The sequence below is a fragment of the Roseibium sp. genome (assembly GCF_051016195.1).
Classification (GTDB): domain Bacteria; phylum Pseudomonadota; class Alphaproteobacteria; order Rhizobiales; family Stappiaceae; genus Roseibium.
The window spans coordinates 3,614,590-3,633,446 of record NZ_CP134616.1 but is presented as its reverse complement, the minus strand read 5'-3'; the positions used below and the strand labels follow the sequence as shown (position 1 = coordinate 3,633,446).

Here is an 18,857-nt window from a genome sequence, read left to right as displayed (position 1 = left end):
CATCCCTTCCGATAGGACTGTCCGACAATGAACACAGCCGGTAACTTCTAACGACTTGTAGTCAGAATATAGAACGGGCGGGAGATTTTTGCCCCTCCCGCCCGGAAACTTTTCGTTATCCGCGTATGATCCACACAAATATAAGCCCCACGACGGCAACGACGACACCTGCAACGCGCAAGGTCTGGTCCGATGTTTCCAGGGCGCTCCGCATCATGCTTTTCATGCCGCCAGGCATGAGCGCATAAAGAACCCCTTCGATGACCAGAACCAGCCCAAGCGCGGTTACAAAGTCATTCATTGCGCGGCGAGAGAGGGCGACCGGGTCGAGATCCCCGTCCCGCCGTCATCACCGCTCCCGGCCGGCGCATTCACACCGGTCGGGTCCTTGAAGAACCGGAAGAAGCTGGAATCGGGAGACAGCACGAGGCTGGTATCACCTGATTGCAATCCAGATTCATAAGCCTGCATGGACCGGTAGAAGGCAAAAAACTCCGGATCGGCACCGAATGCTTCGGCAAAGATCCGGTTCCGCTCCGCATCGCCGTCACCGCGGATGATTTCTGCATCCCGGTTGGCCTCAGCTTCGATAACCGTCGCATCGCGATCCGCACGGGACCGGATACGGCGGGATTGCTCTTCACCCTGTGCCCGGATTTCCGTCGCTTCACGCTGACGTTCCGTCTGCATCCGTGCATAAATCGCCTGGGAGTTGGCGTCCGGAAGGTCCGCGCGGCGGATCTTCACGTCGATCACCTCGATCCCGAGCTCCTCGGCATTGGCACTGACGTCACGGCGGATGTTTTCCATCACGCCGGACCGGTCGTCACGCACCAGTGCCACGAAACTTGTCCGGCCGACTTCCGAACGCAGCGTCGACTGCAGCAGTGTCGACAGACGCCGGTTGGCCGTCAAAACGTTCTGAACACGCTGGTAGAAGAGAACCGGGTCGGAGATCCGGTAGCGCGCGAACGCATCCACGATCAGCCGCTTCTTGTCCGACGAAATCGGCTCAAGCGGTGGCATGTTGAGGTTCAGGATGCGCTTGTCCAGAAAGACGACGTTCTGAACGAACGGGATCTTGAAATAGAGTCCAGGCTCGGTTTTCGGAGCTTCGGTGATCTGACCGAAGCGCAGAACCAGCGCCTGCTGGGTTGGATTAACCACGTAGACCGACAAGTAACCGACAACGGCAACGACGGCGAGAACAATTACGAGAATACCGCTACGCATGATCAGTTACCTCCTGTCCGCGTGGCGGGCGCGCTGCCGCCTCTGTTCAACTCGTTCAGCGGCAGGAACGGCAGAACGCCGGAGCCTGAAGTGTCGCTGTCGATGATGATCTTGTTGTTGGATCCGAGAACTTTTTCCAGCGTCTCAAGATAGAGACGTTCCCGGGTCACGTCGGGCGCTTTTTCGTACTGTTCGTAGATCTTGCTGAAACGCTGCGACTGACCGGTCGCTTCCGCAATCGTCTGGTCCTTGTAACCGTTTGCCTGTTCCAGAACGCGTGCAGCCTGACCGCGGGCTTCAGGAACGATCCTGTTTGCGTAAGCTTCCGCCTCATTGCGAATACGCTCCTGGTCGGCTCGGGCCGCCTGAACGTCACGGAACGATTCGATAACCTGTGCCGGCGGGTCGACTCGCTGCATCTGCACTTCGGCAATCTCGACACCGGCACGATAGGAATCGAGCGTCGACTGCATCAGCGTGGCAACGTCATTCTGGATCGAAACACGGTTCTCGGTCAGGATGGAGTCAATGTTCGAACCGCCAACGACTTCACGCATCGCGCTTTCCGCGACCGCTTTCACCGTGGCTGCCGGTTCCTGGATGTTGAACAGGTAGTCGGTGACCCCGTCAGTCGTGTTCTTGATACGCCACAGCACCTTGAAGCCAACGTCGACGATGTTTTCATCGCCCGTCAGCATCAGGCTTTCCTCGGGAATGTCGCGTGCACGCACTGCCCCGGAAGTGGAGAAGGTCTCGTCCACACCAACCGTCGTTTCACGCTGAAGTTCGACCGCAGGCTTGTAAACCTCACCGATCGGGTAAGGCAAATTGTAGTTCAGGCCCGGGGATGTCAGTCCGACAACGTCGCCGAGAACCAGCTCAACACCGCGCTCGCCTTCATCAACCGTGTAGATGCCCGTGAGCAGCCAGCCGACAATGCCGATGCCGACCACAATCAGGACTCCCGCGAAACCGATGCCGCCACCGCCGCCGCCAGGAAGCACGGTTTTCATGCGGTCCTGGGTCTTTTTCAGCAGTTCTTCGAGATCCGGCGGGTTGCCACCGCCGCCCCCGCCCCGGTTCGGGCCTCCGCCCCAGGGACCGTTGTTGTTACCGCCGCCGCCGCCGCCCCATGGGCCGCCATTGTTTCCGCCACCCTTCCAGGGGCCGCCGCCGCCTGACTGATTGCTCCAAGGCATCAAGACTTCCTTCTTTGAACTCCGGCGTCAGCCGCCGGACATGGGCTTTCACCCGTTCTGACTCACCGTTGGTTATAGGGAGGTTACCGGAAGCTTTCAATGCGAAGCCCGGCATACTTTCCGCGTAAAACCCATGTGTTTTCCCGTGCCGCAGGTGGTGGGCAATTGTGGCGGTGTCAAGTCGCCGCCACCGAAAGATCTGGGCAAAGGGTTAATTGCCCGCCCCGCACCTTCGGGTCATGTCGACATGCGCAATGCCATCTTCGAGATATTCGTCCGACACAGTCTCGAACCCCAAAGACCGGTAGAAGCCCTCCAGATGGGCCTGCGCCGACAGATCGATCGTACCCGAGGGCAGGATTTGCTCAACCTTTTCGATCCCCGCAAGCATCAGTTTCCGGCCGAGCCCCGTTCCGCGCGCGCGCGGCGCAATCACCACCCGTCCGATCCTTGCCTTTTCCGCCGAAACGTCTTCGGTCACGCGGACGGTTCCGACCAGCGACCCGGACGCCGCGTCACGCACGAGCAGGTGCAGTGCTTCGGGGTCCTTTCCGTCGATGTCCTGATAGAGCGAGTTTTGCTCGATGACAAAGACATCCTGCCGCAGCTTGAGAAGATCGTGCACATCGATCGGCGACATTTGCTGCAGGCGGCACCATTTAGCGCTCTGGGAAGTTTCGAATTCCATTCTGATACTCAGTTCACGCCGGACAGGCGGCGATAGGTCACGAAGGTGAAACCGGCGCTGTCTTTTTCCGTCCGCTCTCCGGCCACACGGTTCACCTCTTCCCACACCCCCGGGTCGATGAACGGGAAACGCGTATCGCCATCCGGCTCCGCATCGACCTCAGTGATCTCCAGACGGGAGGCATCGCCGACTGCCTCAGCGTAGATCTGGCCACCACCAATACAGAAAAATTCACCAACCTCGAGGCCTTCGGCAAGTCGTTCGGCCTTTTCACGCGCGATTGGCCAGGATGTCGCTGTCTCGACACCCGCGGGCGCATAGTCGGGATCACGCGATATAACGATGTGGGGACGGCCCGGCAGCGGCCGCCCGCCAAATGACAGAAACGTCTTGCGTCCCATGATCACCGGTTTTCCGAGTGTGAGGCGCTTGAAATACTTCATGTCGGACGACAGCCTCCAGGGCATGTCGTTATCCGCACCGATGACACCGTTGCGGGCAACGGCAGCTATGAGAACAAGTTCCGGCAAGAGGGTCTCCGAATCCCGTTTCCTTTTCCGAGTGCGCCTCCTAGCATAAAAATCAATGTGCGGAGAGCTTTTCGCGCGCTCTTTTCAAGGGGCCTGTCGGATTTCCCGATCCGTGCGCGTCCTCGGCAAGGAACCCGGCAGGACAGGAAACTTCAAAATGTCAGACTTGATGGAAACCGTGTTGATCGAACGCACCCGGGCCCTGATCCCGGAAACGAACGTCGAGCAGAAAAAGATGTTCGGGTCGACCTGCTTCATGGTCAACGGCAACATGCTTGTGTGCGCATCAAAACGCGGACTGATGGCGCGAGTCGGCAAGGAGCAGGAAGCCGAGGCCCTGACAAGGCCCAATGCCGCCCCCTGCAGGCCGGCTGGCCGGCCGATGCCCGGCTTCATCCGGATCGAGCCCGAAGGTATTGAAAGCGACGCAGACCTCAAAGCCTGGGTCGACATGGCGCGCAATTATGTATGCTCATTGCCTCCCAAAGCACCGAGACCGGGAGGGAAACCGGCCAGGAGGACCGCCTGATGCCATCACAAGGTTTTTCGGCTGAGACATTTGCATTTCTTGCAAACCTGAAGGCCAATAACTCCAGGCAATGGTTTGATGCTCACAAGACGGACTACCAACGGGTCGTCAAGAAACCTGCCGATGGCTTGCGCGCCGATCTCACCGAGAAACTGGCCGGACTGACGGGTCAGGAAACAGTGTCCAAGCAATTCCGGATCAACCGGGATTTGAGATTTTCCAAAGACAAAACGCCCTACAACGCACATGTCAGAATGGCATTCTGGCCCAAGGGCAAGGCGTTTGAAGGAAGAGATGCGCAGCCGCCAAGTTTCTTTGTCTCCTTCGAACCCGAGCACATCCGCCTCGGAACCGGATGCATGGCGTTTTCCAAAGCGGCCCTGGGGTCGTATCTCCAAACCCTCGAAAACGGCAACGGGGACGAAATCGCGGCTCTCCTGTCGGACCTGGAGGCAAGGGGTTTCGAACGGTCGGCGGCGGATCTTTCCAAGCCGCCACGCGGATTTCCGAAAGATCATCAACACGCGGATCTCGCCCGCCACAAGGGACTGGCCGTCTGGATGTCGATCAAGGACACGGGTCCGGTTTCAGGCGGCGGGGCGGCAAGTTACCTCGTCGACGCCTGGAAACCCACACTGGCGTTCTGGACCTGGCTCGTGAACCTTTCCAAAACGTCCTGACCATGAGCAACTCACGCCTTTTCGCCACCACCGATTGCGCAGCCCATCCTTCGAGACAGCGCGCGCGCGCTTCATCAGGATGAGGTCTGGGAGGCGAAGCGGAGGCTTGTTGCGAGTCGGCAACAAATCTATTCGTCGTCATTGCCAGACTTGATCTGGCAATCCATGCCCTGACGTTGCCGCGCGGAAAACATGTGCCAAACAGAAGCGAATCGGCATGGATGCCATGGTCAAGCCATGGCATGACCAGTTGTGTTTAGACGGACCTCACGGCCCTCCTCAGGATGAGGTTTTGGTTTATTGCAATCACTGAAATTCTTATCAAAACACAACCTCATCCTGAGGAGCCGCGCCAGCGGCGTCTCGAAGGATCGGCCGTTGGCTCACAATGTCTTCTTTCCCCTCCGAGCCGCCAATTCAGGAAGCAGTTCATAGTCGCCCCGGATGAGAGCCTCCTTCTTCTCACGTCGCCAACCCTTTATCTGGCGTTCACAAGCAATCGCATCGGTAATCCGGTCGAAAACACAATTGAAGACAAGGGTGACCGGTCTGTGCCGCGCCGTGTAGCCGTCGTGGACACCTTGCTGGTGTTCACTGACCCGGCTTTCCAGGTCTTTCTGCGTAATACCCGTGTAGTAGCTGCCGTTTGAACACCTTAGAATGTAGACGATTGCCGCCATTCGCCCTCTTGTTTGAATTGTGCTTTCAAAAAAATCTACTAAAGATTGAGAAACTCAACAAGTGGCCTATCCTTCGAGACAGGCCTCCGGCCTTCCTCAGGATGAGGTTGTGTTTTCAGCAAAAGCAGCTGTAGCTGCCGCAAACTTTGCCTCATCCTGAGGAGCCGCGCCAGCGGCGTCTCGAAGGATCGGCCGCAAGCACCGATTAACGACACCAACCGCCCTTCAAGCCTTCTGCAGGTTGGCGAGGATGATTTCGAGCCACACCCTGGTTGGCGGGATCCAGGCCATCCAGTTGTTGTAGTTGCCCGAATAGATGACTGCCGCCACATCGGCTTGCGGACAGACGAACAGCCGCTGGCCGCCGTTGCCGAAACCACCGAACCAGGGCACCGGCCCGCCAAGCGCTGCGACCGGAGCCTTCCCGCAAAACCAGAAATAACCGTAGTCGACGCCCTCACCGGTCGCCAGAACGGGCCGGAGCGACGCCCTGAGCCAGGCCTCCGGAACGACGCTGCGCCCCTCCCAGACGCCGTCGTTGAGCACCAGGCGGCCGATTTTCAGAAGATCGGGTGCGGTCAGCCGGACGCCCGAGGCGGGCGAGTGCGTTCCATCCCTGCCCGCGGACCATTTGAACGTCTCGATGCCAAGCGGGTCGAAAAGGACGTTCTTCGCAAATTCCGGAAGCGTTTGCCCGGTGCCGATTTCGATGATCCTGCCAACCAGCGCCGTCGCCCCGCCGCTGTAGATCCAGCGTGTTCCGGGCTCCGCGACGAGATCGCGCTCCAGGATGTAGCGGTAACGATCCGGGGCATGTTCCATGGCGATCTCGCTGTTTTCCGGGTCCGTGTATGGCTTGGTCTCGTCCCAGTCCATGCCGAGGCTCATGGTCAGCGCGTGCTCAATGGTCCTCTCCATCCGCGCAGGGTCTGCGCCAAGGTCCGGATAGCCGGAAAATTCGCTCATTAGCGGCGTGTCGATGCGCGGGACCAGGCCCCTTTCCAGCGCAATGTCGTAAAGCAGGCTAACGATGCTCTTGGTGATCGAGCGCAGGTCATGGAGCGTTTCGGGCCCGAATTCGACATTGCCGATGGGCCGGCCCCAATCCTCGTCGGCTCCCTTGCCGTAGCTCTCAAGAACGGTCTCGCCTCCCCGTTCGGCCAGCACGACATGGAGGTGCCGGAGAAGGCCCGATTCCACGCCAGCCATAAGCTTGCGGCCGATCATCGGATCGAAACCGTTATTCTCGGCAGCGATCGCGTGCGGCGACAGAGATAGCGCATCGGTCGTTGGTGTCATGGGTTCCATCCTGATCGTTCGGCTTTGGCAATTGCTGACAACAGGCTACAAATCAATCTGAACAATATTGCGTCGATATCTGTGTCCCAATCCCGGACTTGACCTTCCAGCGGCTGGAAACATCATAAGACCGCACAAGCCAAGGCCTTCAAACGAAGCGGAGATGGATTTGGATCGCAGGTCATTTTTGAAAACCACGCTCGCCGGATGCGCGGCGGCGGCTTTGCCGCAGGTAACACTTGCGCAGGGTCAGGACGGTTTTCTGGAATTGAGAGCAGCTGCCGGTGAAGCAAAGCTTTATGGCGAGAAGGGCGGCGCCTCTCCCCTTTGGCTCTACAACAACCGTCTCCCGGGACCGGAAATCCGCGTCAAACAGGGCGACCGTGTCAAGGTCCGATTCATCAACGAACTCGACCAGCCGACATCCGTCCACTGGCACGGCATCCGCATCGACAATGCGATGGACGGGGTTGCGGGCGTCACCCAACAAGCAGTCCAGCCCGGCGAAAGTTTCGACTACGATTTCCGCGCACCGGATGCGGGTACCTACTGGTACCATGCGCACAACATGAGCTGGAACCAGGTGCCGCGCGGCCTCGCCGGACCACTGATCGTCGAGGACCTCGACGAGATATTCTCCAGTGATACGGATATCAACCTGGTTCTGAGTGACTGGCGCCTCGATGAGAACGGCGTGCTCGACACGGCGAGCTTTGGTGCACGTCATGATTTCTCTCATGCCGGCCGGCTCGGCAACTGGCTGACGGTCAACGGTGTCTCCCTGCCCGATATCCCCCTGCAGAAAGGCCGCTGGCACCGACTGCGCCTGATCAACGTGTCCGCCTCCAGGATCCTCGACCTCGCCCCGGAACGCATGGGCGCGAAGGTGATTGCGCTCGATGGCCAGACCTTGCCCGAACCGCGCGATGTCTCCGGGATCGTGCAACTGGGCCCCGCACAACGGATGGATCTTGCCCTGAAGCCCATGGAATCAGGCAGCCTTCCGCTTGAAATGATGACCGGACAGCCCTTCGCCTTTGCCAATTTTCAGGTCTCAGATGCCAATGGTCTGGACGGTTCCTTGAGGCTTCCCCCGGTCAACAGGCTGCCGGAACCGGATCTTGCCGACGCTCTTGAACTGCCCCTCGTGATGCAGGGCGGCGCCATGGGCGGCATGCGTGCGCTGCTGCAGGAGCGAACGGAAGACGAGGTCCGCAAGATGGTACAGGACGGCCGGTTCTGGACCTTCAACGGCGTAGCGGGCATGCAGGGCGAGCCGATGTTCAACGCCAGGCGCGGCGAGACGGTCGTTCTGGAAAGCCGTAACGACACCAGCTTCGCACACGCGATGCACATCCACGGGCATCACTTCCGCGTCCTGGAACGGGACGGAGAGCCGCTCGAACACCAGGACTGGCGCGACACTTTCACCACGCAGCCTCAGGAAACGGTCAAGATCGCCCTCGTTGCCGACAATCCCGGCAAGTGGCTGATCCATTGCCACATGCTCGGCCACGCGGCCTCGGGCATGATGACGTGGTTCGAGGTGGTTTGAGCAGCCGGGGGAAAAAGCGTTTACACCGCGATTGGTGCCGCAATATGCGGGTGCGGGTCGTAGCCGACCAGTTCGAAATCCTCGAACCTGAACGCGAACAGATCCGTGACGTCCGGATTGATCCTCATCTCCGGCAGCGGGCGTGCCGCGCGGGTGAGCTGTTCGCGCGCCTGATCGAAATGGTTGGAGTAAAGATGCGCATCGCCGAGCGTGTGCACGAAGTCGCCCGGCTTCAGCCCGGTCACCTGCGCCACCATCATGGTCAGGAGCGCGTAGGAGGCGATGTTGAAGGGTACGCCAAGGAACACGTCGGCAGAGCGCTGATAGAGCTGGCAGGAAAGTTTGCCGTCCGCGACATAAAACTGGAACAGGGAGTGGCACGGAGGCAGCGCCATCTCATCGACCAGCGCCGGGTTCCAGGCCGACACGATCAACCGGCGGCTCTCCGGGCTGGTGCGGATCATCTCAAGAAGTTTTTCGATCTGGTCGATGGACCGGCCGTCCGGTGCCGGCCACGACCGCCACTGATAGCCGTATACCGGTCCGAGCTCCCCATTTTCATCCGCCCAGTCATCCCAGATTTTCACGCCGTTCTCGTTGAGATAACGAATGTTGGTATCACCCGCGAGGAACCAGAGCAGTTCATGAATGATGGATCTGAGATGCAGCTTCTTGGTCGTGACCACCGGAAAGCCCTGGGCCAGATCGAACCGCATCTGGTATCCGAAAACCGACCGTGTACCGGTGCCGGTGCGATCGCCCCTGTCCACTCCCTCATCCAGAATTTTTGTCAGGAGGTCGAGATATTGCTGCACGGCAATGCCTTTCGGACGCGGGTTTGAGTGAATAACGATAACTTCGCAGATTCTCGTGAAAACGCATCCCCTGCCCGGCACTTTCCCCAGATCCCGGTGGCCGAGGTTATGGATGCCACGCAGCCTGTGCTGGCTGCGAAACACGCCTGCAAACGCAAAACCACTTTCAATTCAGGGCTGAAACACTTATATCAGACGTGCTGGTTCGCCAGCTATGGCAATAAACTGTCAGTGCAATAAACCTATCGGACCCGGGGGCGGTACCCGGCGCCTCCACCCAAGCCCACGGGGCTTTCCACCGGAAGAAACGTGAGTTTCGGCGGGGGCGAAATAGGATCGACGAGGGCGTAAAGACTGTGCTTTTGCTCGGCATTGTACCACCGTTATCGGGCTGTTCTAATAGTTGCAAACGACAACTATGCTATGGACAACGCTGTCGCTGCGTAATGCAGTGCCAGTAGTCCTTTAAAGTCCTGTTGGGTTAGCACCGGCAGGCGGGGTTCGAAGGCACCTGGCAACAGAAGCCTTCACTTTTCCATCCCCGAGAAACCAGAGACAAAGGCACAAGTCACGGCGTTATGCATGCATTGACTTAGCCTTCTCAGGAAAGACTCATTATTCTGGTATCACTTGGAAAATTGGCTTTTCTTTTTGCCGAAGGGCCGTCAAGGTGGGATAGACGGCACGAAATCAAAGCAAGATTCGACGAGAACTGATGTCTGAAGACCTTCTGCGATACGATATTCTGATCCAGGACGCACTCCGGGGCGCAGTCAAGAAGATCCTGGCCGAGGTCGGCCGCACCGGATTGCCGGGCGAACATCATTTCTACATCGCCTTCGACACGAATGCGCCGGGCGTTCGCATCTCCCAGAGACTAAAGGAACGTTATCCGCAGGAAATGACCATCGTGCTGCAGCACCAGTTCTGGGATCTGGCGATCGGCGAACATGCGTTTGAAGTTGGATTGTCGTTTGGCGGCGTTCCCGAGAAGCTTCTGGTTCCCTTTTCGGCGATCAAGGGCTTCTTTGACCCTTCCGTTCAGTTCGCTCTCGAGTTCGATCCCGGCAAGACCGCCGAGGAATTGCCTGAAGAACTGCTTGAAGCGGTTGAGGAACTTGCCAAGGCCGAACAGGAACAGCTGGAAAACTCGACCGAGAACACCGGTGACATAAAGGAAGCCGATGCCTCGCCGCCGGAGAAGGACGACGCCGAGAAACCCGCCGCCAAGGCATCCGATGGTGACGGTGGCGGGGAAGTTGTTTCCCTCGACGCATTCCGCAAGAAGACGTGATCAACGGAGACATGGATGAGCGCGGAGATCGTCAATCTGCGCCAGGCGCGCAAGCGAAAGCAGCGCGAGGACAGCGAAAAGCAAGCCCAAGACAACCGTCGGAAATTCGGCCGGACCAGGGCTGAGCGGGACGCTGCGCGCAGACGGCGAGACGAGCTGGAGAAAACGGTCGACGGTCACCGCCTGTCCCCTTCCGACGACGACACAGCCTGATCCTGATGCCGCTTGTCAAAAGGTCCCTGTCCCTTCACGGTCACCGCACGAGCCTCGCGCTCGAGCCTGAATTCTGGGATGTTGTCGACGGCCACGTAAGATCCGAGAAACGGTCGCTCGCCAGCCTGATCGCCGAAATCGACGACAGCCGCGATACAGAGGATCCATTGTCTTCAGCAGTCAGACTGTGGGTGCTGCGCCACGTCAAGGCAACCTGACTGGAGGCTCTCCAGCCTACTGCGCTCCGGGCAGTACCAGCGGAGCGCCCACATCCTGAGTGATCAGGTCCTCTATCGAGACCGGCGGGTCGAGCGGCGGAAGATTGGTGCCCGGTTTGGAAGGCGGTGTGGAGCTGGGAACCGACTGGGTCGTCTGCGGGCCGTCGTCTCCCAGAAGGGCCCGAATCCGCTCCGCGAAAGCTTCGTCGTTCCCGTCCTGCTGCAGGTTGCTCTGCTGTCTCGGCAAGGGAGCTGGAGCTGGTGCCGGCTCGCCCGGCTGGGCAGCCTCCTCTTCGATCCGCTGTTCCGATTGCTGTTCAAGCGCCCGCGCCTCTTCCTCCAGCCTCAGCCGCTCCAGTTCCTCCGCTGCAAGCGCGGCCGCCTCGGCCTCGCGCACGCGCCGCTCCCTTGCTTGTCGCTGACGTCTTAATTCGCGGACAAGCCGGTCTCTTTCAAGGATCTCCGCCTGCAGTTTTTCAACGCGCTCAACTTCCTGCTCGAAGGCACGAAGGGTGAGATAGGCGGTAAACGGCGCGATATCGACGCGGCGCACGGGCGTGTCCACCGGCCCTTCGAACAGCAGTCCAACCTGGGGTTCGGCCCCCGTGACCGCGTCCTCACCCGGATCGATCTTGAGCGAGAAATCGGCATCAAGATCGTAGGATCTCAGATCAAGCTCGGCCGATCCGAAGATTTCCGCCCGGGCTGAATCCACCACGACATTCCGTGCACTCAGCCGGCCGCCAACGAGCGTCAGCGTGCCGTCGACCCGATCGAAAGGCAGACTTCCCGCGCTCATGTGGCTGACGAAGACCTCCCTGATCCGGTCGTCCTGGAGTTCAAGTCCGGCATCGGCCGCGCGCGTCACGAGAGGAAAAGCCTGCGGATTGAGGCCCCGGAAGTCGCCCGCTTCCAGCGAGAATGTCCCGCCTCCATTCAGCCCTGAAACAATTGCGGAAATCGACCGCCCGGCCCCTTCGAATTCAAGAAACAGATCAAGTGTCCCCGACGCAACGGCCCGGTTGCCCGGCCTCCAGGCCAGTTGACGAACATCCGCACGGTCCAGCTTCACGCGCCCGGAGAACGCGGCTTCCGCGTCCGAGCGCTGAACGGACAGGCTCCCCGTCAAGCCGCCGCCTGCAAATGCACCGCTCAAACCATCGAGGCGCATCAGGGTCGGTGAGAGCCGTATCTCCGCACGCGGATTGGAAATCTCCGTCTGATCATCCAGCATCAGGCGGTCTGCTTCAAACGCAAGCGTGACATCAAGCCGGTCCAGAAGTGGTGCGCCGAAGGGAACTGCCGGCCAGATGCTGGAACCGTCCCCGGCGGCGAACCATTGATCAGGTCCCAGAACGAGTTCTGTGAGGCCACGCAAATCCGCCTGGCGTGACACGAGACGCCCGCTGAAACGGCGGTTGCGTTCGCCGGGAGCCGGTTCAAGATCACCGGCCAGCGCACCCTGGAACGTCGTCTTGCCGATGCTGCCCGCCGCATCACTGATTTCTATTTCACTTCCCTGTCCCTTGAAACCGAACGAAATTTCAGCCGGGAGTGTCCCGGTCATCACAGGCAGCACCCGACCGGCCATCAGGGCGATCGGCGCCAGATCGTCAGTCTTCGCGGAAACAGCGACATCGTATGTTGTGTCGGCATCTTTCGTGATCACCAGACCGCCATCCGCCGTCAGCTCGGACGTTCCAATCGCGGCATCCAACTGGACCGCCAACCTGTTCGACGGCACACCTGAAGCGATCACGTAAAGCCGCCCGCCATCGTTTTCGTTCAAGGGGATGATATCGAAGCCGAGTTGCTGCAGAAGCTTGCCGCCGTCAGGACCCTTGAGCCCGACAGAAAGCTGCACTTCAGCGTCGTGCCAATCGTCAACGCGCCCTTTCAACCCTGCGCTGAAAGCCGCTTCCGCTCCGCCGGCTAGCCCGTCCAGCGTGAGCGTCATATCCGTCTCGCCGCCGACCGCCGCTGCCTTGAACTCGCCCTGGAAGCTCGCCGGCACCAGACTCCCAGCCGCTTTCTCCAGCCGGTCCGCGAAGGCACTCTCCGGGAACACGCTTCCAGCCAGCGCAACAAGGCCGGACAAATCCCGCGCTTCCAATTCGCCGGCGACGGCTCCTTCAGGTGCGGAAAAGAGGTTCTTGATCTCGCCCGTCACATCCAGGCGTGCTCCCGCGAGATCCTCGGCAAAGAGCCGGTCGATGCGGACACCGCCGTCCGCATAGTCTGCCTCAAGCGCCAATCCCTTGCCGTCAACACCGCGCGCAACGACTTCCTTCGCCCTGAGGCGCACCGAAACGTTGAGCTCGGGCGTTTCAACCGGCGCGCCGTCGGCACTCGCCTGGGGCCGCATCAGGGCGGCGATGCTCTCGACCGCGTCGAGATCCAGGCGATCCGCCTCCAGGTTGAGCGAAAACTCATCGGCGCCGCTGCGCGGTCTGCGATACGCCAGACCACCGCGCGCTTCCGAACCGGCGAGCGTAAGCCGCAGATTGTTGAGCGCGGCGCCTTCCGGAAGAAGGTTCAGCCTTCCTTCAAGCGCGATCGGCTCCATGGCGGAGGCACTGCCGTCTTTCTGCCGCCACCAGCCCAGGAACGAGCCTGGCTGATCGGAACTGACGGACAGAGCACCCCGGTAGCTCATTGCCGGTTCAAGCCCAAGATCGCCCTGGGTCGCCACCAGGGTGCGCCCGGGCAAACGGCCGGCAAGCCGTGCAACCCGCCAGCCACCCAGCATCGTTTCCAGGTCGAGACGGACATTCTGGATTATCCCGCCACCGGCAACAACCGCGGGCACATCGAGTGAAATCGCACCGTCTATGGGGGGCAAGGGTACGGCACGCAGAGCGGAAATCAGTTGCCCGCCTGCGGAATTGATCTCAACAGGAGCCTGCGGACCGCCGCCAAGAAGACGGTCAAGATCAACCTGCTTTGACCGTGCCCGGACTTCAAATCGCTTGTCACCGGCGTAGACCAGATCGGCACTGCCGCTGACACTGAGGCGCCTGTCCTCCGGTCCGTACCTGAATTCGAACTCCGGCACCGCAACCTCGGCGATGTCAGCCGTGAAGCGGCCTTCGGACGACCAGCTCCTGCCGGCCTCTTCATCGAGCACAATGGAAGCGATGTTGAAGGTGCCGTCGAACGCCGGAGCTGCATCGGTCTGTTGCAGCATCCCGTCGAAGGCGAAGTTCACCGCCCAGTCTGTCGGCGTCAGTTCGCCCTTGATCCGGATCCCGAGATCCTCTTGCGCGCGGCCTGTGGCGATAGACAGGTTGTAGGTCGAACCCTCAAGCGTCAGACTTCCGGTAGCCTTGAACGGCCCGGCAAGGGAACGGGCACTGACGGCAAGATTGCCATCGTCGATCCGGTGGGTCTCGCCGGACCGGGCATCGACGATGGAAAGCGCACCGTCGCGTATGGTGATCTTTTCAAACGCAACGTCTTCGGGTGGAAGATTGGCGAGAGCGCCATCGGACGTGCGGGCGGTCAGCCAGTCCAGCCTGCCGCTTTCATCAAGCGAAAGGGCCAGATGAGGCCGGTCCAGCTCCATGTCGATGACCCGGATTTCCCCTTTCAGCAGAGGCGGCAACTCGATGCGGACGTTGAATTGCGACACGACGAGCAGCGGATCCTCGGCTTCCCCGACGCGCACATCGGAAAAACTGAGCGACGGCGCGGGCAAAAGCCGCAGATCCGCTTCCCCGAGCACAGTGACCTTGTGCCCGAGCGCACGCTCTGCGTAAGATTCGAACGTCGAACGGTAAACAGTCCAGTCAATAAAGAACGGCCCCACCAGCGCTGCGACAAGCACCAGAATGACGGAAATTCCCAACGTGATGTAAACGGAGTTCAGGCCTTGTCTCCTTGCTCACCAAAGTCACCGGCCCCAGCGCGGGACACTTAGCGCATCTTTCCGCTTTCGCAAACAGCTGGCCGGAAAGTTGCATTGACCCCTTACACATAAACCATCGCGGTTAAAACGAGCTTATTGAACTGATTCGATACAATATCATGACTGCGGCAGGATCTTGCCCGGGTTCATCAAATTGTGCGGATCCAACGCCTCCTTGATGGACTGCATGAGTTCGAGCGCCTCCCCGTGTTCGCGCTTCATGTATTTCTGCTTGCCCTGTCCGACACCATGTTCGCCCGTGCAGGTTCCTTCCATGTCGAGTGCACGAATGGCCAGGCGTTCTATGAAAGCCTCGCATGTTTTCATTTCGTCCGGATTGTCCGGATCCACGAGGACCTGAACGTGGAAATTGCCATCGCCCACATGCCCGACAATCGGTGCGAGAAGCCCCTCGGCTTCTATGTCGTCGGCCGTCTGAGTGACACATTCGGCCAGCCTTGATATCGGCACGCAGACATCCGTCGCAACAACCTGCGCGTCCGGCCTGAGCCCGCGTCCCGACCAGTAGGCATCGTGCCGGGCAGCCCAGAGTTTCGAACGGTCTTCGGCAACCGTTGCCCAATCGAAGGGGCCGCCACCGAATTCGTCCGCGATGGCGGAAAAGGTCTCCGACTGCTCCTTGACGCCTGCCTCCGAGCCGTGAAACTCAAGGAAGAGAGTCGGGGTTTCCGCCAGATCCAGCTTCGAATACGCGTTGCAGGCCCGCACCTGCATGCTGTCGAGCAACTCGATCCGCGCGACCGGCAATCCCATCTGGATTGTCAAGATGACAGCCTGGCACGCAGACTGAACGTCGGGAAACGGGCAGACTCCCCCGGAGATCGCTTCAGGCTGACCATGCAGGCGCAGGGTCAATTCGGTAATGATCCCCAGCGTTCCCTCGCTGCCGACGAAGAGCCGGGTCAGGTCATAGCCTGCCGACGATTTTCGTGCGCGCCCTCCGGTGCGTATGACATTCCCATCCGCCGTCACGACCGTGAGCCCGAGCACGGCATCCTTCATGGTCCCGTATCGAACCGCGTTGGTTCCAGACGCGCGCGTCGCGGCCATGCCGCCCAGGCTGGCATCGGCACCCGGATCGATCGGGAAAAAAAGCCCGGTATCCCGGATATAGCTATTGAGCTGCTTGCGCGTCACACCGGCTTCAACCCGGCAGTCGAGATCCTCAGAATTTACTTCAAGAACACTGTTCATTCTACTGAGATCAATGGAAATTCCACCCTCAGGCGCATTTACGTGACCTTCCAGCGACGTGCCCGTCCCGAAAGGTATGACGGGTACATTCGCCTCCGCGCAGATCTTGACCGCTTCGGCAACCTCTTGTGTCGTTTCCGTAAAAACCACGGCGTCAGGCGGCTGGTTCTCCAGCCATGTCGTGGTGTGACCGTGCTGCTCCCTCAAAGCTTGCGAGGTGGCGCACCGGTCTGCGAACCGGGCTTTCAGTCTTTCGATCACACCCGAAACGCTTCCGCTCGGGTCGTCTGAATGCATTACATTTGCTTCGATCGCCATCGCTGACCGTCATCCTTCCTGCGGGCCGAACCTTGGCCCCCTGTGTCTGGTGTGAATATGTTAGCGGAACACAAAAAGGTCAAAGCCAAATCCGGCTTGGCCTCAGCGCGGTGTTGCGCATTTGCAAAGGAGACCCGAATGACAGCGGATTGGGATGAAGGGCCTGTCAGAAGCGCCGTGATGACAGTGAAGGATGACTGGATCGACTATAACGGCCATCTCAACATGGCCTATTACAACGTGCTCTTCGACACTGCGGTCGACCACGTCTTCGAAAGATTGGGAATGGGGCCCGGATATCTCAAGGAACGGGGGGCATCGTTTTTCACCGCCGAGGTTCATGTGTGCTACCTGCGCGAACTGAGCGCCGGAATGCCGGTTGTCGGAACCCTTCAGCTACTCGATTTCGATTCCAAGCGCGCTCACTTCTTCCAGGAACTGCGCCACGCCGAAGAAGACTGGCTGTCGGCAACATCCGAGCAGATGAGCCTCCACGTGGATATGGTTGCCCGCAAGGTCGTCCCCTGGCCGGAAGACATCTGCGCCAATCTGTCCGCACTTGGCCGCGCCCAGGCCGCGCTTACGAGACCTGAAACAGCCGGCAGACGCATCGAGATCCCGAAAAAGGCGACATGACTACACTTTAGGGTGATTTTCGACGATAGAAGCGCAAGTAAACCTGTTCTTTAACGCCGACTCGGGCAAAATGGATCGCAATAGGCAATGTGATCGTTTTCCCGGCCCTAACTTATGCGCAAAATATTTGAAACCGCGGGTCAACTACCGGATATCCTTATCAGTTGGATCACGCCCAACGTGCGCCAGTTCAGGGCAAACAAATTGCCCCTTGTCTGGCTCCTCGCGATCCTTGTAGGGGCCTTGGTTGCGCTCGCCGCAATTGCCTTCAGAACGGCAATCGGGCTGATACAATGGCCCTGGTTACGCACGACAACCGAACTCACGATCCAGGCCGCCGTTCAGCAACCATGGTGGATCATCATGTTGGCACCGGCCGTTGCCGGACTGCTGGTCGGCTGGATCCTGCACAAGTACCACCCCTATCAGCGGGCAGGAGGCGTTGCCGACGTGATCGAGGCACGCGCCTATGGTGGACGCGGTCTGCCGCTCAAGGCGGGTCTCTGGTCCGCCCTTGTGACCGCGATCTCGCTCGGCGGAGGCGCCAGTGCGGGCCGTGAAGGCCCGGTCGTACATCTGGGTGCGACCCTCGGCACGGCGGTGTGCCAGTTCTTCAACCTTCCCGACTCTGCACGCCGCATGCTGCTTGCCTGTGCCGTTGCAAGCGGGGTTTCGGCCTCCTTCAACGCGCCGATTGCAGGTGTCCTGTTCGCGCACGAGGTTGTTCTCGCGCACTACGCCGTCTCCGCTTTCGTTCCGATCGTACTGGCATCCGTCGTCGGCACGCTGCTGTCGCGGCTCTGGTTCGGCAATGTCGCGGCATTCGAAATCCCGCAATACGAGATCACCTCCTATCTGGAGATACCCGCGTTCGCGCTTCTTGGACTGACCTGTGCGGCGGTCGCCATCATCTTTCAGTTCGCGTTGATCGGCACGGACTGGACGGCACGCAACATCACCATGCCCTTGTGGCTCAGACCCGTCATCGGTGGTCTCGCGGTCGGCGCGATTGGAGTTTTTTATCCCGAAATCCTCGGCGTCGGATACGAGGCGACCGACCTCGCCCTGAAACACGAACTGACCATCAACACCATGCTCACGCTCCTGGTCGTGAAGACAGCTGCCACCGCGATCACACTGGCGTCGCGGTTCGGCGGCGGCATTTTCTCGCCATCGCTCTATCTTGGGGCCATGACCGGCGGCGCATTCGGACTGATCGCGGCCTCCGTCTTTCCCGAAATGGCATCCAGTCATGGCCTCTACGCCATTCTGGGGATGGGCGCCGTCGCGGCTGCTGTCCTCGGCGCGCCGTTTTCGACAACGGTGATCGTCTTTGAACTCACCGGTGGCTATGCTCTTTCGATCGCTCTCCTGCTCGCCGTTTCAATCGCGACCGGACTGACACAGGCTGTCCACGGCAAGTCCTATTTCCACTGGCAGCTCGGCATGCGCGGGTGTTTCGTCAATGAAGGCGCGCACCAGTTCCTGAGCGAAACGGTGAAGGTCCGCGATTTCATGGATCCACCCCCGGAAAAGGACGAGGACCGTGTTTTCAACCCGGGCGAGGACGGCCCCTATCTTCATGACACGGACACACTTGAAAGCGCACTCAAGAGCTTCGATTCCTGCGGCAAGGCAACCCTGCCCGTCGTGCGCCACGGCGACGCGACCGAGGTCATCGGTCTGGCAAAACACGTCCGGGGTCTGCGCTACTTCAACGCCGCCCTGATCAAGGCGACCAAGGAAGAGCACCATTAAGCCCAAGTTGCTCAATGCCAATCTGTGGTAACGAATCCAAGCAATCTCCGTCATTCCAGACAGGTGCAGCGCGAGCTGCACAAAGATCCG

Annotated in this window: 18 protein-coding genes and 1 other RNA gene; 9 read left to right on the top strand and 10 right to left on the bottom strand. The window is 59.8% G+C overall.

What is annotated here, in order from left to right:
* Positions 1–115: 115 nt before the first annotated feature.
* The 5 genes from RDA78_RS16545 to RDA78_RS16525 all read right to left on the bottom strand — a co-directional run bounded on the left by RDA78_RS16545 (position 116) and on the right by RDA78_RS16525 (position 3,650).
* Positions 116–301 (bottom strand): DUF2065 domain-containing protein, encoded by a 186-nt coding sequence (locus RDA78_RS16545; protein ID WP_434050918.1) that lies wholly within the window; start codon positions 299–301, stop codon positions 116–118.
* Positions 298–1,233: a protease modulator HflC gene (gene hflC / locus RDA78_RS16540; protein ID WP_434050917.1), complete on the bottom strand. Its 936-nt coding sequence runs from the start codon at positions 1,231–1,233 to the stop codon at positions 298–300. Before hflC ends, RDA78_RS16545 begins: the two co-directional genes overlap by 4 nt.
* Positions 1,234–1,235: 2 nt before the next feature.
* Positions 1,236–2,432 carry an FtsH protease activity modulator HflK gene (gene hflK / locus RDA78_RS16535; RefSeq protein ID WP_434050916.1) on the bottom strand — a complete coding sequence of 399 codons (1,197 nt, stop codon included), beginning with the start codon at positions 2,430–2,432 and terminating at the stop codon, positions 1,236–1,238.
* A gap of 211 nt (positions 2,433–2,643) precedes the next feature.
* Positions 2,644–3,120, bottom strand: a complete 477-nt coding sequence (locus RDA78_RS16530; RefSeq protein ID WP_434050915.1) for a GNAT family N-acetyltransferase — start codon at positions 3,118–3,120, stop codon at positions 2,644–2,646.
* A gap of 8 nt (positions 3,121–3,128) precedes the next feature.
* Positions 3,129–3,650, bottom strand: a complete 522-nt coding sequence (locus tag RDA78_RS16525; protein WP_434050914.1) for a dihydrofolate reductase — start codon at positions 3,648–3,650, stop codon at positions 3,129–3,131.
* Between the two features lie 157 nt (positions 3,651–3,807).
* On the opposite strand from RDA78_RS16525, the gene RDA78_RS16520 reads away from it, so the two are divergent.
* Positions 3,808–4,179, top strand: coding sequence for a TfoX/Sxy family protein (locus tag RDA78_RS16520; RefSeq protein WP_434050913.1), 372 nt, complete (start codon positions 3,808–3,810; stop codon positions 4,177–4,179).
* A complete protein-coding gene (locus tag RDA78_RS16515; RefSeq protein ID WP_434050912.1) occupies positions 4,179–4,859 on the top strand; it encodes a DUF2461 domain-containing protein in 681 nt (226 codons plus the stop codon). Before RDA78_RS16520 ends, RDA78_RS16515 begins: the two co-directional genes overlap by 1 nt.
* Before the next feature lie 383 nt (positions 4,860–5,242).
* On the opposite strand, the gene RDA78_RS16510 is transcribed toward RDA78_RS16515, so the two are convergent.
* Positions 5,243–5,539, bottom strand: a complete 297-nt coding sequence (locus tag RDA78_RS16510; RefSeq protein ID WP_434050911.1) for a GIY-YIG nuclease family protein — start codon at positions 5,537–5,539, stop codon at positions 5,243–5,245.
* A gap of 225 nt (positions 5,540–5,764) precedes the next feature.
* Positions 5,765–6,838 carry a serine hydrolase domain-containing protein gene (locus RDA78_RS16505; protein WP_434050910.1) on the bottom strand — a complete coding sequence of 358 codons (1,074 nt, stop codon included), beginning with the start codon at positions 6,836–6,838 and terminating at the stop codon, positions 5,765–5,767.
* Positions 6,839–7,001: 163 nt separating this feature from the next.
* Between RDA78_RS16505 and RDA78_RS16500 the strand changes: the two genes are divergently transcribed.
* The gene (locus RDA78_RS16500; RefSeq protein ID WP_434050909.1) at positions 7,002–8,393 is read left to right on the top strand and encodes a multicopper oxidase domain-containing protein; all 1,392 of its coding nucleotides are present in this window, start codon (positions 7,002–7,004) and stop codon (positions 8,391–8,393) included.
* A 20-nt stretch (positions 8,394–8,413) separates the two neighbouring features.
* Here RDA78_RS16500 and RDA78_RS16495 read toward each other — a convergent pair whose 3' ends face one another.
* Positions 8,414–9,208 (bottom strand): thymidylate synthase, encoded by a 795-nt coding sequence (locus tag RDA78_RS16495; RefSeq protein WP_434056163.1) that lies wholly within the window; start codon positions 9,206–9,208, stop codon positions 8,414–8,416.
* A gap of 160 nt (positions 9,209–9,368) precedes the next feature.
* Between RDA78_RS16495 and ssrA the strand changes: the two genes are divergently transcribed.
* From ssrA to RDA78_RS16475, 4 genes are all read left to right on the top strand, one after another.
* Positions 9,369–9,740: a transfer-messenger RNA gene (gene ssrA, locus RDA78_RS16490) on the top strand.
* 183 nt (positions 9,741–9,923) lie between these two features.
* Entirely contained in the window at positions 9,924–10,502 is a 579-nt protein-coding gene (locus RDA78_RS16485; protein ID WP_434050908.1) for an SspB family protein, read from the top strand.
* Between the two features lie 15 nt (positions 10,503–10,517).
* Complete coding sequence (locus RDA78_RS16480) at positions 10,518–10,715, top strand: DUF4169 family protein (RefSeq protein WP_434050907.1); 198 nt, start codon at positions 10,518–10,520, stop codon at positions 10,713–10,715.
* Positions 10,716–10,720: 5 nt separating this feature from the next.
* Positions 10,721–10,933, top strand: coding sequence for a ribbon-helix-helix domain-containing protein (locus RDA78_RS16475; protein WP_434050906.1), 213 nt, complete (start codon positions 10,721–10,723; stop codon positions 10,931–10,933).
* 16 nt (positions 10,934–10,949) lie between these two features.
* On the opposite strand, the gene RDA78_RS16470 is transcribed toward RDA78_RS16475, so the two are convergent.
* Both RDA78_RS16470 and RDA78_RS16465 read right to left on the bottom strand, forming a co-directional pair.
* Positions 10,950–14,759 (bottom strand): AsmA family protein, encoded by a 3,810-nt coding sequence (locus RDA78_RS16470; RefSeq protein WP_434050905.1) that lies wholly within the window; start codon positions 14,757–14,759, stop codon positions 10,950–10,952.
* A gap of 198 nt (positions 14,760–14,957) precedes the next feature.
* Positions 14,958–16,352, bottom strand: a complete 1,395-nt coding sequence (locus RDA78_RS16465; RefSeq protein WP_434056162.1) for an FAD-binding oxidoreductase — start codon at positions 16,350–16,352, stop codon at positions 14,958–14,960.
* Positions 16,353–16,511: 159 nt separating this feature from the next.
* Between RDA78_RS16465 and RDA78_RS16460 the strand changes: the two genes are divergently transcribed.
* Together RDA78_RS16460 and RDA78_RS16455 are read left to right on the top strand one after the other, a co-directional pair.
* Positions 16,512–17,009 (top strand): thioesterase family protein, encoded by a 498-nt coding sequence (locus RDA78_RS16460; RefSeq protein ID WP_434050904.1) that lies wholly within the window; start codon positions 16,512–16,514, stop codon positions 17,007–17,009.
* A 114-nt stretch (positions 17,010–17,123) separates the two neighbouring features.
* Positions 17,124–18,767 (top strand): chloride channel protein, encoded by a 1,644-nt coding sequence (locus RDA78_RS16455; RefSeq protein ID WP_434050903.1) that lies wholly within the window; start codon positions 17,124–17,126, stop codon positions 18,765–18,767.
* Positions 18,768–18,857 lie beyond the last annotated feature (90 nt).

Bases quoted from the DNA above. Each gene is read 5' to 3' on its own strand.
- RDA78_RS16545 (WP_434050918.1), bottom strand. From the start codon at position 301: ATGAATGACTTTGTAACCGCGCTTGGGCTGGTTCTGGTCATCGAAGGG.
- hflC (WP_434050917.1), bottom strand. From the start codon at position 1,233: ATGCGTAGCGGTATTCTCGTAATTGTTCTCGCCGTCGTTGCCGTTGTC.
- hflK (WP_434050916.1), bottom strand. From the start codon at position 2,432: ATGCCTTGGAGCAATCAGTCAGGCGGCGGCGGCCCCTGGAAGGGTGGC.
- RDA78_RS16530 (WP_434050915.1), bottom strand. From the start codon at position 3,120: ATGGAATTCGAAACTTCCCAGAGCGCTAAATGGTGCCGCCTGCAGCAA.
- RDA78_RS16520 (WP_434050913.1), top strand. From the start codon at position 3,808: ATGTCAGACTTGATGGAAACCGTGTTGATCGAACGCACCCGGGCCCTG.
- RDA78_RS16515 (WP_434050912.1), top strand. From the start codon at position 4,179: ATGCCATCACAAGGTTTTTCGGCTGAGACATTTGCATTTCTTGCAAAC.
- RDA78_RS16510 (WP_434050911.1), bottom strand. From the start codon at position 5,539: ATGGCGGCAATCGTCTACATTCTAAGGTGTTCAAACGGCAGCTACTAC.
- RDA78_RS16505 (WP_434050910.1), bottom strand. From the start codon at position 6,838: ATGACACCAACGACCGATGCGCTATCTCTGTCGCCGCACGCGATCGCT.
- RDA78_RS16500 (WP_434050909.1), top strand. From the start codon at position 7,002: ATGGATTTGGATCGCAGGTCATTTTTGAAAACCACGCTCGCCGGATGC.
- RDA78_RS16485 (WP_434050908.1), top strand. From the start codon at position 9,924: ATGTCTGAAGACCTTCTGCGATACGATATTCTGATCCAGGACGCACTC.
- RDA78_RS16480 (WP_434050907.1), top strand. From the start codon at position 10,518: ATGAGCGCGGAGATCGTCAATCTGCGCCAGGCGCGCAAGCGAAAGCAG.
- RDA78_RS16475 (WP_434050906.1), top strand. From the start codon at position 10,721: ATGCCGCTTGTCAAAAGGTCCCTGTCCCTTCACGGTCACCGCACGAGC.
- RDA78_RS16465 (WP_434056162.1), bottom strand. From the start codon at position 16,352: ATGCATTCAGACGACCCGAGCGGAAGCGTTTCGGGTGTGATCGAAAGA.
- RDA78_RS16460 (WP_434050904.1), top strand. From the start codon at position 16,512: ATGACAGCGGATTGGGATGAAGGGCCTGTCAGAAGCGCCGTGATGACA.
- RDA78_RS16455 (WP_434050903.1), top strand. From the start codon at position 17,124: ATGCGCAAAATATTTGAAACCGCGGGTCAACTACCGGATATCCTTATC.